Genomic DNA, 12,912 nt, shown 5'->3' with positions numbered 1-12,912 from the left:
AACCCGAGGACTGAGGATGACGGAGAGGGGGGAGGTTGCAGGGAGTTTTATTCTGCAATCTTTACGATTAGCGTTGCATCACCCATCTCCCTCATGGTGAGCTTGTCGAACCACGAACCACGAACCACGAACCACACCCTCTACCCCACTCACATAAACAGCGGAGCATGCTCTCTCACCCAATGGGTGAAGCTTAGGGGCGGGCGGCCAATCACCTGCTGTACGCTCTTTGTCACCGCGCGGCCTTCCACTGGCGGGTTGCTGTTCCATGCCACCACGTAATCAATAACATCCTCGTCAATACCGAGTTCGCGCATGGACTGCCTTGTATGCTCCTCGCTGACTTCAACATATGTGATCGGCTTGCCCGTGGCGGCGCTGATCGCCCGGATCTTGTCCGGTATGGTCAGGACTTCGGAACCTGTCAGCTTGAGCGTTTTGCGTGAATGCCCGCCGTCACTCAGGATTTTTGCGGCAACCGCAGCGACATCCGCTTCGTGGATCAACGTTTTGGCCATACGGCCATAGGGCTCACGCACCACATTGGCGGTTTTGATGCTCTTGATCCAGCCGAGCGTGTTGGACATGAGATCAACAGGCTGCAAAATCGTCCATTCGACATCGCTTGCCATAACAGCCTTTTCAACGCTGCCGGTGCGGCCATCGCTGAGCACGCTGATGCGCTGCACACCCTCCCAACGCGCCAGTTGCACGATTTCGTCGCCGTTTTCGAGCGGTGTATAATCATCACCGCCAATGGTGATGAGATGAAGCCCTGCAACCCCGGCCAGTGCCCGCTCGAATGTCTCAGGCCTTGTCAGATCGCCTTCGACCACCTCAACGCAGCGGGGTAAATTGGCGCGCTTCGCATCACGGGTGAGCGCCCGGACAAGATAGCCATTTTCCAATAGTGTATTGACGATATGCCGGCCAACATTGCCTGTCGCGCCTGTCACAAGAAATCGTTTTGCCTGAAACAGCCGGAGAAACTGTGCGTCTGTTAGTCTTTCAATGTCGGTCAACATGATTGCTCCTGGATAGGTCGATTCCGGTAGGAGCGTGGTTTATAGAACCTCAACTTAAGTTGAGGTCAATCGGTCTGTTGAAGGTCATTTTGTCCAAGCGAGGGTGATGCCTGAAAATAGGCAGAAGCTGATCCGTGGTTGGCTCCAAACTGAAAGAATAGTTTACTCAAAAAACGGAACGAATGGCAGTCGCTCGCGCTTTGCTGTCAGGGGAAGCAGCTTTTCGATGGCTGCTTTGAAGTGCTCAGTTTCTTGATGTTGTTGCCAACCTGCCTCATCGACATAAAGCTCGTACAGAAAGAAATTGGCCGGGTTGGTTGGCGAGCGATACGGCAAGAAGAGTTTGACGCCGGGTTCAGCCATTGTTGGCGCAACGAGCCCCTTGAGCAGGGCTCCTACAGCCTCTTCTTGGCCTTTCTTGGCTTCAATGCTGATCGCAACAACGAAACCCTCGTTTAGATCGGCGGATGTGTAAAATTGCTTTTTCATTTATTTGCTACCTCGTTATCGCACGAGCTAAGCACGTTATCTCAATGAGATACTTCGGCCCTGATCGAAGTATGAAAGATCGCTTTACACCCTTTTGCGTTTTTCGTTGGAGCGCTGAATATCGATCAAGATTACACCTCTCAATGCTGATACCATTGCAATGTCGAATCTTGACAATCCCATAGGATTTGCAGTATTAAACTATTTGGTTATTTAACCTAAAGGTAATGTAATAAATATGACGCCTGACCGTCTCAGTGGCATATTGTCTGCTCTCGCCGATCCAACGCGGCGGGCTATTCTGGCGCGACTGTCCGAAGGCGAAACATCTGTGACTGAATTGGCCGAGCCATTCAACATGAGCATGCCAGCGGTTTCAAAACATCTGAAGGTGCTGGAGAAGGCGGGCCTGATTGCGCGCGGGCGCGAAGCCCAATGGCGGCCCTGCCGTTTGGAGGCTGGACCTTTGCGTGAAGTATCGGACTGGCTCGAGCATTACCGCCGGTTCTGGGATCAGAGCCTCGACCGGCTTGAAGATTATCTGCAGACCTTGCAGAAGGGTGATCCCAACGGGACGCCGAACTAACCAATTTCCAAAGCATGAGGGGAGTGAATATGGCCAAGACGGTTGACGATTATATTGCGGGCCTTGGCGGCTGGCAGGCGGAAGCTGTTGTCGCGCTACGCCGCGACATATTGAGTGTCGAGGGCATTACCGAGACCTTCAAATGGGGGCATCCCGTCTATGAGTCCAATGGTCCGGTGTGTCTGTTCAAAGCGCACAAGTCGCATGTGGCGTTTTCCCTGTGGCGCGGTGCGGAAATGAAGTCGCTCGAACCGAAACTGGATGAGAGCGGCAGCTTTCTGATGGCTTCGCTAAAACTTCAGGGACCGGGCGAGATCAAGACAGCTATTGTGCGCAAGCTTGTCACGGCAGGTGTGGCGCTCAATGCGGAAAAGGGCGATCCGACAAAGGAAGCCAAGCGCGACTGAAAAAAGTATCCGGTCACGGCGCATGCCGTGACCGGATCATGTCTTAGAAATAATCCTGCAGCGGACGCACTTCGAGCGAACCGGCTTTGAGCGCTGCAATGGCTTCCGCCACCGCATCGGCACCTGAAAGGGTGGTGTAGTAAGGTACCTTCTGCATCAATGTGGCACGGCGCAGTGATTTGGAGTCCGAGATCGCCTTGGCGCTATCGGTGGTGTTGAACACCAGCTGCACCTGCCGGTTTCGGATGGCGTCCTCAACATGCGGACGTCCCTCCTGAACCTTGTTGATCTTCTGGGCCGCTACGCCGTTTTCCGCGAGGAAACGGGCTGTACCGCCGGTCGCCAGAACCTTGAAGCCCAATTCCGACAGGCGCTTGACCGGTGCAAGAATGCGCTGTTTGTCCTCATCACGCACCGACACGAACAATGTGCCATCACGCGGAAGATCAACACCGGCACCAAGCTGCGCCTTGGCAAAGGCGAGGGCGTAATCGTAATCGAGGCCCATGACTTCACCGGTCGAGCGCATTTCCGGTCCGAGCAGAATATCGACACCGGGGAAGCGGGCGAAGGGGAAGACGGCTTCCTTGACGGCAATGTGCTTGCGCGCGGTGCCTGAGGGCTTGCCGCCGTAATTGCCGAGTGCCTCATCCAGTGTTTCACCGGCCATGATGCGCGCGGCGATCTTGGCGATCGGCTTGCCGATAGTCTTGGCAACAAAAGGCACCGTACGTGACGCACGCGGATTGACCTCAAGCACATAGATTGTGCCGTCCTTGATGGCGTACTGAACGTTCATCAGGCCGACAACATTCAGCGACTTTGCCAGTGCAGCGGTTTCCGCCTCAAGCTGCTCGACGATTTCGGCGGAGAGCGAATGTACAGGCAGCGAGCAGGCGCTGTCACCGGAGTGAATGCCAGCTTCCTCGATATGTTCCATGATGCCGCAAATCCAGGTGTCCTTGCCGTCACACAGGCAATCCACATCGACTTCGATGGCTTCGCTCAGATAACGGTCGAACAGCAGCGGGTTCTTGCCGAGCAGCGTGTTGATCTGGCCCGTCTTGTCATTCGGATATTTTTGCTTGATGTCTTCAGGCACGAGTTCGGGCACCGTGTCGAGCAGATAGCTCTGCAAGGCGCGCTCGTCGTGGATGATCTGCATGGCACGGCCACCCAGAACGTAGGACGGGCGAACGACCAGCGGGAAGCCAAGTTCACCGGCAATGGTGCGCGCCTGTTCGACGGAATAGGCGATGCCATTCTTCGGCTGGGTCAGATCAAGCTTGATCAGCAGCTTCTGGAAGCGGTCGCGGTCTTCGGCAAGATCAATCGCATCGGGCGAGGTGCCGAGGATCGGAATGCCGGCCTTTTCAAGCGCATCGGCGAGCTTGAGCGGTGTCTGGCCGCCGAACTGGACGATGACGCCGTGCAATGTGCCCGCTGTCTGTTCGGTGCGCAGGATTTCCAGCACGTCTTCGGCCGTCAGTGGTTCGAAATAGAGCCGGTCCGAAGTGTCATAATCCGTTGAAACCGTTTCCGGATTGCAGTTGATCATGATGGCTTCATAGCCCGCATCGCGTAGCGCAAAGGCCGCATGGCAGCAGCAATAATCGAACTCGATGCCTTGGCCGATCCGGTTGGGACCGCCGCCGAGAATGACAACCTTCTTGCGGTCCGAAACCTGCGCTTCGGAAGCAACCGCTCCGGCGAAGGGGACTTCATAGGTTGAATACATATAGGCTGTTGGTGAGGCAAATTCGGCGGCGCAGGTGTCAATGCGCTTGAAGACCGGATGTACACCCAGCTTCCGACGCAGCTTGAACACGTCATTGGCGTCGATCTTGGCAAGGCTGCCGAGGCGGGCATCGGAAAAGCCCATGCCCTTCAGCATACGCAGGTTCTGGGCATCCTGCGGAAGGCCATGCTCACGCACGCGCTCTTCGGTGGCGATGATCTCTGCCATCTGCTCAAGGAACCAAGGATCGATCTTGCAGCCCTCATGCACTTCCTCGACGGAAAGGCCAAGGCGCAGCGCCTGGGCGACCATGCGCAGACGGTCGGGCGTGGGCGTGCCGATAGCGGCGCGGATGGCGTTGTTGTCGCTGCCTTCGCCAAGGCCGGGAATAGCGATTTCATCGAGACCGGTCAGGCCGGTTTCAAGACCGCGCAGCGCCTTTTGCAGCGATTCCTTAAAGGTACGGCCAATGGCCATGACTTCGCCAACGGATTTCATCGCCGTTGTCAGCGTCGGTTCGGCGCCGGGGAATTTTTCAAAGGCAAAGCGCGGGATCTTGGTGACGACATAATCAATGGATGGTTCGAACGATGCCGGGGTTGCGCCGCCGGTGATGTCGTTCTCAAGTTCATCCAGCGTGTAGCCGACGGCAAGTTTTGCCGCGATCTTGGCAATCGGGAAGCCGGTTGCCTTGGAAGCCAGCGCCGAGGAGCGTGAGACGCGGGGGTTCATTTCGATGACGATCAGGCGGCCATTCTCGGGGTTGACGGCGAACTGCACGTTTGAACCGCCGGTTTCCACGCCGATCTCACGCAGCACCGCAATCGAGGCGTTGCGCATGATCTGGTATTCCTTGTCCGTCAGGGTCAAGGCTGGCGCAACGGTGATCGAGTCGCCCGTATGCACACCCATCGGGTCAATATTCTCGATGGAGCAGATGATGATGCAATTGTCCGCCTTGTCGCGGACGACTTCCATCTCATATTCCTTCCAGCCGAGGACCGATTCTTCAATCAGCACTTCGGTGGTTGGCGATGCATCAAGCCCGCTGCCGATGATCTCGTAAAACTCGCTGCGGTTATAGGCGATACCACCACCAGTGCCGCCCATCGTGAAGGACGGGCGGATGATGGCGGGCAGGCCGACATGATCGAGCGCCGCACCGGCCATGCCGAGCGCATGGGAGACATAGCGCTGCTTGCGGTCGCCTTCGCCGAGCTGCCATTCGGTTTCCAGCTTGTCGAGTGCCGCATCAAGTTCATCACCTGAGTATTTGGCTTTGACAACTTCGCGCTGTTCCTTGTGCAGGCGGCGGTCGAGGTTTTTGACATCGGTCGCATTGGCCAGCATGGATTTGGGTGTTTCCAGCCCGATCTTGGCCATGGCCTCGCGGAAAAGCGCGCGGTCTTCCGCCTTGTCGATGGCTTCGGCATTGGCGCCGATCATTTCGACATTGTAGCGTTCGAGCACACCCATACGGCGCAGCGACAGGGCGGTGTTCAGCGCAGTCTGGCCACCCATGGTCGGCAGCAGGGCGTCGGGGCGTTCCTTGGCGATGATCTTGGCAACGACCTCGGGAGTGATCGGCTCGATATAGGTCGCATCGGCCAGCTCCGGATCGGTCATGATCGTGGCGGGATTGGAGTTGACGAGGATGACGCGGTAGCCTTCCTCTTTCAGCGCTTTACAGGCTTGCGTGCCTGAATAGTCGAATTCACATGCCTGACCGATGATGATCGGTCCAGCGCCGATGATCAGAATAGATTTGATGTCGGTGCGTTTTGGCATGGCTTCTTCCTATCAACAGCGTATCTGCGCAAAAAACCGCACGGATTTGACCGTACGGGCAGACACAAAATTCCTAATGCGAGGCTAAGGCTGCCTTATAGGCAAAGCGATCGCGTTGCGTAACCCCAAAAACGCACAATTCCATGCTTTTTCGCCGCAGTTTTATCAGGATATTGCGCCTGATGGCCTCTTGTCTCGCTAAGGCCATGGAATGTCTGCTTCAAGCTGCATTATTCAGTCACGAAAATTGATTATGAACTGATTGCAGCCAGCAGTTGAAAATAGCATCGTGCATGGAACAAATATGGGACTATACTGTTGACGTGCAGCATATCGGCCTGTGGGCTGAGGGTTCATCTGGAGGTTGGTAATGCGCTGGCAAGGCGGTAGACAAAGTGACAATGTTGAGGACCGCCGCACCGAGGGTGACGATGGTGGTACTCCCGGAGGAACGGGCGGCGGTGGATTTCGCTTCCCAAGCGGCGGCGGCATGCAGTCGGTGCGCGGCGGTGGTATCTCCGGTATTCTTATTCTCGCGGCTATTTTCCTGTTCCTGAAATTCTGCACCAATATTGATCCGATGCAGATTCTGGTGAATGGCGGGCTGGACCAGCTGGCGCCGGGGCAGAGCCAGACCGAAACGTCGCCGGCTTCCCGCCCTGCGGGTCAGGCCCCCACCGCTCAGGCGAACGACCAGATGACCCAGTTTGTCAAAACGGTTCTGGCCGAGACCGAAGATGTCTGGAGCGGTATTTTCCAGGCTGAGGGCAAGCAGTATCCACCACCCACCATGGTTCTGTTCAATGGACAGGTTCGTTCGGCCTGCGGTTTTGCCAGTGCGGCCTCCGGGCCATTCTATTGCCCTGGTGATAAAAAGCTCTATATCGACCTGAGCTTCTATGACGAGCTGGACAAGAAATTTGGTGCTTCGGGCGATTTCGCTCAGGCCTATGTGCTAGCTCATGAAGTTGGCCATCACGTGCAGAACCTCATTGGTGTTCTGCCGAAGTTCAACCAGATGCGCCAGAACATGAGCGAGGCCGATGCCAACGCCATGTCGGTGCGGGTCGAGCTTCAAGCCGATTGCTTTGCCGGTATCTGGGGGCATTTTACCCAGCAGAAGGGCATTCTCGAAGCGGGTGATCTGGAAGAAGCGCTCAATGCCGCCAAGCAGATCGGCGATGACACCTTGCAGCGCAAGATGCAGGGCTATGTCGTTCCTGAAAGCTTCAACCACGGCACCTCTGCCCAGCGCAGTGCGTGGTTCAAGCGCGGCTTTGACAGCGGTAAACTCGATAGCTGCGATACATTCAGCGGCGGTATCTGAGAACGATCACACAAACAAAAGGCGGCAGAGATGCCGCCTTTTTCTTATTGAAGCACTTCATATTGATCATCCACTTCTCCGTCATCCTCGGGCTTGACCCGAGGACCCACCATTGGAAAAATTACAATTCCAAAACAGAGATATACCAACTAGCCGACCGAGATTACGAAACCCGGTTTGTGCTTTTTGCCTTGGGTCCTCGGGTCAAGCCCGAGGATGACGGGTGGGGTGGGGAGATGAAATGTGCTCCCCTACATCACCCCTCTCCCTCATGGTGAGCTTGTCGAACCACGAACCACGCACTATCACCATGCAGGAAAATTAAACAGCGTTCTGCTTGACTGCCACACCCTCATCCAGCGCCATGGATACAGCTGCATCGGAATGAATTGTTGTGGAATCAAACACCGGCAGGGCGACATTGTCATCAGTGATGGACAGGCAAATCTCGGTGCAACCGAGGATAACGCAATCGGCTCCGGCTTCCTTGCCGCGCACGATAATCTTTTCCAGTGCCTGGCGGGACTCTGGCTTGACGATACCGCAGCAGAGTTCATCGAAGATCACCGAATGAATTTTCGCGCGATCAATCTCGTTGGGCACCATAACGTCAATGCCGAACTCATCGCGCATGTAATCGGCGTAAAAGCCGTGCTCCATTGAGTAGCGGGTTGCCAGAAGCAGCGGGCGCTTCTTACCAGCCGCCGCGAGCACACGGCCGGTCTCATGGCGAATGTCGATCAGCGGAATGGTGACGGACTTTGCGACCTCGGCAGCAACCAGATGCATGGTGTTGGTGCAGATGAGCACGCAATCGGCGCCCGCAGCTTCAAGGCGCTTGGCGGCATCGGACAGAAGGGCTGCGGCATCATCCCAGCGGTCGCTCTTTTGCAGGGCGACGACTTCGGAGAAATCCAGCGACTGCATGGCGACCTTGGCGGAGGCAAGGCCACCCAACCTGATACGGACGGCTTCGTTGATCTGCCGGTAATAAACCGCAGTGCTTTCCCAGCTCATTCCGCCAATCAGGCCAATCGTGCGCATTCTTATTCTCCCATTGAAGTCATTACAGGAATAATAGTTCGGATAGCGCGCGAAAGGTTCGCAAAGTTTGCGAATAAAATCTGTCTTGTCGCAAAAAATAAGCGCATCTATAGTGATACACGCTGAAATTTTGCTTGGGAATTGATATGCTCGATGATCGCGACCGCAAAATCCTTGATTTGCTGCAAGAAGATTCGTCCATAGGTGTGTCTGACATGGCTGACCGGGTCAGCCTATCCGTGTCGGCTTGTTCCCGGCGCATTCAACGTCTGGAGGAAGAGGGCTACATTGCCCGAAGAGTTGTTCTTCTCGACCGGCCCGTTATGGGCCTGCCAACGACAATGTTCGTTATTGTGCGCACCGCGCGCCATTCCGCCGATTGGCTGGAGCAGTTCCGCGCTGCCATTATCGATATCCCTGAAATTGTCGAGGTACACCGGATGACCGGCACCATTGATTATATCCTGAAGCTGGTCCTGCCGCGTGTTGAAGCCTATGACGGGATTTACAAGACACTGGTGGAAAAGGTTGAGTTCTTTGACATATCCGCCTCGGTTTCCATGGAGACGCTGAAAGCAACCACGGCTTTGCCAACGCATTATGCGCGGTAGGGTTTGTTGATAAGGGAGTGGTTCGTGGTTCGTGGTTCGACAAGCTCACCATGAGGGAGAGGTAGGAGGCAACGCTAATCACCAAGGTTGCAGATCACAAAGGCTGCAGAATATAGCTCCCTTGCACCACCCATCTCCCTCATGGTGAGCTTGTCGAACCACGAACCATGCACCGCGAACAACGCAGCGGTGGCGCTCACCCCCCTCTGTCCTGTCGGACATCTCCCCCACAAGGGGGAGATCACATTGGCATGAACGCTTTCCCACAAGCGGAAAAGTTTCAGATTGTGCAAAGGCAGTAGTGAAGGCTGATCTCCCCCCTTGTGGGGGAGATGCCCGACAGGGCAGAGGGGGTGACGGTCGCATCGCACAATCAACTTCAATCATCCCCCTCAAACGGCACCACCTTTCAATAATGTTCACGTATTGTTTCGCTAGCTCAAATCGTTTAAGACCATTTTCCGGGCCTATTTGCTCCGCAATGCCAGTTGAGGGTTTCCGATGATTGATCCCGTTCTTGCCAAGCGTGGGCTGACACTTGTCTTTGTCATGCTTCTTCTTGATGTCATTGGCATTGCGATCATCGTGCCTGTCATGCCTGCCTATCTGGAAGAATTGACGGGGTCCGATGTCAGCCACGCGGCGATTGATGGCGGGTGGTTGCTGTTTGTCTATGCGGCCATGCAATTTGTCTTTGCGCCGCTGATCGGCAATCTGAGTGACCGGTATGGCCGTCGTCCGGTGCTGCTGGCTTCGGTGTTCACCTTCGCCATCGACAACCTGATCTGCGCGCTTGCAACCAGTTTCGGCATCCTCTTTATCGGACGTGTGCTGGCGGGCATTAGTGGCGCAAGCTTTTCCACGGCATCAGCCTATATTGCCGATGTGAGTACGGACGAGAATCGCGCCAAGAATTTTGGCCTGCTCGGCATTGCGTTCGGTGTGGGTTTTATTCTCGGCCCGATCATTGGCGGATTGCTGGGCGAATTTGGTCCGCGCGTGCCCTTCTATGGTGCGGCGCTGATCGCGTTCCTCAATTTCATCGTCGCCTATTTCTTCCTGCCGGAAACGCTTGATGTGAAGAACCGCCGGACGTTCGACTGGAAACGCGCCAACCCGCTCGGCGCCTTGAAGCAGATGCGCGGTCATAGGGGCATTCTGTGGATCGGGCTTGTTTTCTTCATGCTGACGCTTGGCCATATGGCCTATCCGTCCGTCTGGTCGTTTGTCAGCGATTATCGCTATGGCTGGAACCAGCGGGATATTGGCCTGTCGCTGGGTGTCTTCGGCATGGGCGGGGCGCTGGTTATGGTGTTCATCCTGCCGCGGGTTGTGGCGCGGTTTGGTGAGTGGCGAACGGCGGTGATCGGGCTGGTTTTCACGGCGCTGGGTTTCTTCGGTTATGCCGCCGCGTGGCAGGGCTGGATGGTTTATGCGGTGATTATCGCGACCTGCCTTGAAAGCATTGCCGATCCAGCCATGCGCAGTATTGCTTCGGCCAAGGTTCCATCGTCGGAGCAGGGTGAATTGCAGGGTGCGATGACGAGCATGTTCAGCATCACCAATGTGATCGGCCCGCTGATTTTCACCCAGATATTTGCGATTTTCACAGCGCCGACGGCACCTTTTGCCTTTGGCGGTGCGCCCTATGTGCTTGGCGGAATTTTTGTTGTCATCGCCGTGGCGGTCTTTGTGCTGCGCGTGGAGAAACCCGCCATAGCAACACATGAACCGCTGGAACCGGGTGCCTTGGTGTCCGGTGGAGCTTCATAGCAAGCGCTTCTCGATCCTGATCATCGCGCGCTCGAATGTGGCTGGATCATTGAGTGCGCGGGCAAGAACCAGCGCGCCCTGAATATTGGCAACCGCTTCCTCGGCAAGATCGATGGCCTGATCCTGTTCATGACCGGCCTTCTGCAATGCCGTGGCAAGGGAGCTTTTCCAAACAGCGAAATAGTCAAGAATAGCGCTGGCAAAACGGTCCCGCACATTATCGAGGGCAAAGGCACCGACAATGCAGACGCGGCACCCCGAGTGGAAATAATCCGACACGGCCCGGCACATCGTGCTGATCGCCGCTTGCGGATCATCCGACTGGCGCAGCGGGCGATAGATGCGCTCTTCAAACCACGCATCAATGTGCTGCAACACAGCCGTTGCCATCTCCTCCTTGCCGCCGGGAAAGAAGTGATAGAGGCTGCCGCGGCCAAGACCGGTCTTTTCGCCAATCACCGAAAGGCTTGCGCCTTCAAAACCGTATTCACGGAAGGTTTCAGCCAGGGCGGGAATGACATCGGCGCGCTCGGCGATTGTTCGTGCCATGTCTTAGAGGCCCAATTCGGTCAATCCGGGATGATCCACCGGGCGCGGTCCGGACCGGTCCCAAAAGAATTTCCGCTCGGATTCCTTGATCGGCAGATCGTTGATGCAGGCAAAACGCGTTTGCATCAGGCCGTTTGCATCGAACGCCCAGTTTTCATTGCCATAGGCGCGAAACCAGTTGCCGGAATCATCGTGATATTCATAGGCGAAACGCACGGCGATGCGGTTATCGGTGAAGGCCCAGAGTTCCTTGATCAGGCGATAATCCAGTTCACGGTTCCACTTACGCGCAAGAAACGCGGCAATGGCGTCGCGCCCCTGCACGAATTCGGCGCGGTTGCGCCAATAGCTATCGGCTGTATAGGCCAGCGCCACCCGTTCCGGATTGCGGGTATTCCAGCCATCTTCAGCTGCACGAACTTTCTGGGTGGCAGTTTCGCGGGTGAAGGGTGGAAGCGGTGGACGCTGTTCGGACATGGTACGCTCCTGTTAAGCGAGTTGTACTGATTGGTAAAGTCTGTATTGATGAGTACAATCGCTGATCGAAGCTGTCAATCGTCGGTTCAGAAATCAGATCTGATCCTATTTGATTGGTCGTCGCTTTGCGCTATGCAACCTGTCCCACCTGATGCAATGAGGTTTCCCATGTCCGACGCAAAACGTATTTCGCTCAATTCCGAAGGTCTGTCGCTGTCCCGGCTGGTGCTGGGTGCGTGGCGGCTGCTGGATCAGGGTGCAAAACCGACCGCGGCAGAGGTGGCGCGGCTGATTGACGAGGCCGTTGATCTCGGACTGACCAGCATTGATCATGCGGATATTTATGGCAATTACGGTGTTGAGGCGGCTTTCGGTGCCGGTCTTGCCGGTTGGAGCGGCAAGCGCCAGTCCATCGAACTGATTACCAAATGCGATATCATGCTGACCTCATCAGAGCGTCCGCAAAACCGGGTAAAACATTACGATACCAGCGCAGCGCATATCAAAACTTCGGTGGATCGTTCGTTGCAGAACCTCAAGACCGATTATATCGATGTGCTGCTGTTGCATCGTCCCGATCCGCTGATGGATGCGGATGAAACGGCAGCAGGATTGCAGGACGTGGTGAAGGCGGGAAAAGTGCGCGCCGTGGGCGTGTCGAATTTTACGCCGTCGCAGATGGATCTGTTGACCTCGCGTCTGCCATTCCCGCTTGTCACCAACCAGATCGAGATGTCGGTGACTTACACGGCGCCGCTGACCGATGGCAGTCTCGACCATGCCCAGCGGCTGCGCTATTCGCCGATGATCTGGTCACCGCTGGGTGGCGGCAGCCTGTTCACCGGAACAGGTGAGCAGGAACAGCGGGTGCGTGCTGCGCTGAAAGCTGTTGGTGATGAGATTGGTGTGGATGACATATCTGCAATTGCCATCGCCTGGCTCCTGAAGCATCCGGCGCGACTCATTCCAGTGCTTGGCAGCCTGAAGCGCGATCGTCTGGCAAAGATGGTGTCAGCACTCGATATCAAACTTGAGCGCCAGCAATGGTTTGCCATTCTGAAAGCCAGCACCGGTGAGGATGTGGCTTAGTTCTGTATT

The 12,912-nt window shown here is 55.9% G+C and carries 12 protein-coding genes; 6 read left to right on the top strand and 6 right to left on the bottom strand.

Features of this window, described 5'->3' with window-relative positions; translation table 11 throughout:
* Positions 1 to 149: 149 nt before the first annotated feature.
* Positions 150 to 1,025, bottom strand: a complete 876-nt coding sequence (locus BLU05_RS04370) for an NAD(P)H-binding protein (protein WP_091877958.1) — start codon at positions 1,023 to 1,025, stop codon at positions 150 to 152.
* 162 nt (positions 1,026 to 1,187) lie between these two features.
* Positions 1,188 to 1,514, bottom strand: coding sequence for a putative quinol monooxygenase (locus BLU05_RS04365; protein ID WP_091877957.1), 327 nt, complete (start codon positions 1,512 to 1,514; stop codon positions 1,188 to 1,190).
* A 238-nt stretch (positions 1,515 to 1,752) separates the two neighbouring features.
* Between BLU05_RS04365 and BLU05_RS04360 the strand changes: the two genes are divergently transcribed.
* Together BLU05_RS04360 and BLU05_RS04355 are read left to right on the top strand one after the other, a co-directional pair.
* Positions 1,753 to 2,100, top strand: coding sequence for an ArsR/SmtB family transcription factor (locus BLU05_RS04360; RefSeq protein ID WP_091877956.1), 348 nt, complete (start codon positions 1,753 to 1,755; stop codon positions 2,098 to 2,100).
* 29 nt (positions 2,101 to 2,129) lie between these two features.
* Positions 2,130 to 2,507, top strand: a complete 378-nt coding sequence (locus BLU05_RS04355; RefSeq protein WP_175540513.1) for a DUF1801 domain-containing protein — start codon at positions 2,130 to 2,132, stop codon at positions 2,505 to 2,507.
* A gap of 43 nt (positions 2,508 to 2,550) precedes the next feature.
* Here the strand turns inward: BLU05_RS04355 and carB are convergent, their stop codons facing one another.
* Positions 2,551 to 6,033, bottom strand: a complete 3,483-nt coding sequence (gene carB, locus BLU05_RS04350) for a carbamoyl-phosphate synthase large subunit (protein ID WP_091877954.1) — start codon at positions 6,031 to 6,033, stop codon at positions 2,551 to 2,553.
* A gap of 370 nt (positions 6,034 to 6,403) precedes the next feature.
* Here carB and BLU05_RS04345 point away from each other — a divergent pair, with 370 nt between their 5' ends.
* On the top strand, positions 6,404 to 7,360 hold the full coding sequence (locus BLU05_RS04345) for a KPN_02809 family neutral zinc metallopeptidase (protein WP_091877953.1): 957 nt from the start codon (positions 6,404 to 6,406) through the stop codon (positions 7,358 to 7,360).
* Between the two features lie 321 nt (positions 7,361 to 7,681).
* Here the strand turns inward: BLU05_RS04345 and BLU05_RS04340 are convergent, their stop codons facing one another.
* A complete protein-coding gene (locus tag BLU05_RS04340) occupies positions 7,682 to 8,404 on the bottom strand; it encodes an aspartate/glutamate racemase family protein (protein WP_091877952.1) in 723 nt (240 codons plus the stop codon).
* 146 nt (positions 8,405 to 8,550) lie between these two features.
* Between BLU05_RS04340 and BLU05_RS04335 the strand changes: the two genes are divergently transcribed.
* Positions 8,551 to 9,015: an Lrp/AsnC family transcriptional regulator gene (locus BLU05_RS04335; RefSeq protein ID WP_091878510.1), complete on the top strand. Its 465-nt coding sequence runs from the start codon at positions 8,551 to 8,553 to the stop codon at positions 9,013 to 9,015.
* Between the two features lie 501 nt (positions 9,016 to 9,516).
* Positions 9,517 to 10,788 carry a TCR/Tet family MFS transporter gene (locus BLU05_RS04325; protein ID WP_091877951.1) on the top strand — a complete coding sequence of 424 codons (1,272 nt, stop codon included), beginning with the start codon at positions 9,517 to 9,519 and terminating at the stop codon, positions 10,786 to 10,788.
* On the opposite strand, the gene BLU05_RS04320 is transcribed toward BLU05_RS04325, so the two are convergent.
* Entirely contained in the window at positions 10,783 to 11,337 is a 555-nt protein-coding gene (locus BLU05_RS04320; protein WP_091877950.1) for a TetR/AcrR family transcriptional regulator, read from the bottom strand. The genes BLU05_RS04325 and BLU05_RS04320 overlap by 6 nt on opposite strands.
* A gap of 3 nt (positions 11,338 to 11,340) precedes the next feature.
* A complete protein-coding gene (locus BLU05_RS04315; protein WP_091877949.1) occupies positions 11,341 to 11,814 on the bottom strand; it encodes a nuclear transport factor 2 family protein in 474 nt (157 codons plus the stop codon).
* Between the two features lie 168 nt (positions 11,815 to 11,982).
* Here BLU05_RS04315 and BLU05_RS04310 point away from each other — a divergent pair, with 168 nt between their 5' ends.
* Positions 11,983 to 12,903 carry an aldo/keto reductase gene (locus BLU05_RS04310; RefSeq protein WP_091877948.1) on the top strand — a complete coding sequence of 307 codons (921 nt, stop codon included), beginning with the start codon at positions 11,983 to 11,985 and terminating at the stop codon, positions 12,901 to 12,903.
* The last annotated feature ends 9 nt before the right edge of the window (positions 12,904 to 12,912 follow it).

Origin of the sequence: Phyllobacterium sp. OV277 (genome assembly GCF_900104355.1) — a bacterium.
GTDB lineage: Bacteria > Pseudomonadota > Alphaproteobacteria > Rhizobiales > Rhizobiaceae > Phyllobacterium.
The sequence above is the reverse complement of the archived record's forward strand: the minus strand, read 5'-3'. Positions and strand labels throughout refer to the sequence as shown.

Coding starts and splice junctions, on each gene's coding strand:
- BLU05_RS04370 (WP_091877958.1), bottom strand. CDS start 1,025: ATGTTGACCGACATTGAAAGACTAACAGACGCACAGTTTCTCCGGCTG.
- BLU05_RS04365 (WP_091877957.1), bottom strand. CDS start 1,514: ATGAAAAAGCAATTTTACACATCCGCCGATCTAAACGAGGGTTTCGTT.
- BLU05_RS04360 (WP_091877956.1), top strand. CDS start 1,753: ATGACGCCTGACCGTCTCAGTGGCATATTGTCTGCTCTCGCCGATCCA.
- BLU05_RS04355 (WP_175540513.1), top strand. CDS start 2,130: ATGGCCAAGACGGTTGACGATTATATTGCGGGCCTTGGCGGCTGGCAG.
- carB (WP_091877954.1), bottom strand. CDS start 6,033: ATGCCAAAACGCACCGACATCAAATCTATTCTGATCATCGGCGCTGGA.
- BLU05_RS04345 (WP_091877953.1), top strand. CDS start 6,404: ATGCGCTGGCAAGGCGGTAGACAAAGTGACAATGTTGAGGACCGCCGC.
- BLU05_RS04340 (WP_091877952.1), bottom strand. CDS start 8,404: ATGCGCACGATTGGCCTGATTGGCGGAATGAGCTGGGAAAGCACTGCG.
- BLU05_RS04335 (WP_091878510.1), top strand. CDS start 8,551: ATGCTCGATGATCGCGACCGCAAAATCCTTGATTTGCTGCAAGAAGAT.
- BLU05_RS04325 (WP_091877951.1), top strand. CDS start 9,517: ATGATTGATCCCGTTCTTGCCAAGCGTGGGCTGACACTTGTCTTTGTC.
- BLU05_RS04320 (WP_091877950.1), bottom strand. CDS start 11,337: ATGGCACGAACAATCGCCGAGCGCGCCGATGTCATTCCCGCCCTGGCT.
- BLU05_RS04315 (WP_091877949.1), bottom strand. CDS start 11,814: ATGTCCGAACAGCGTCCACCGCTTCCACCCTTCACCCGCGAAACTGCC.
- BLU05_RS04310 (WP_091877948.1), top strand. CDS start 11,983: ATGTCCGACGCAAAACGTATTTCGCTCAATTCCGAAGGTCTGTCGCTG.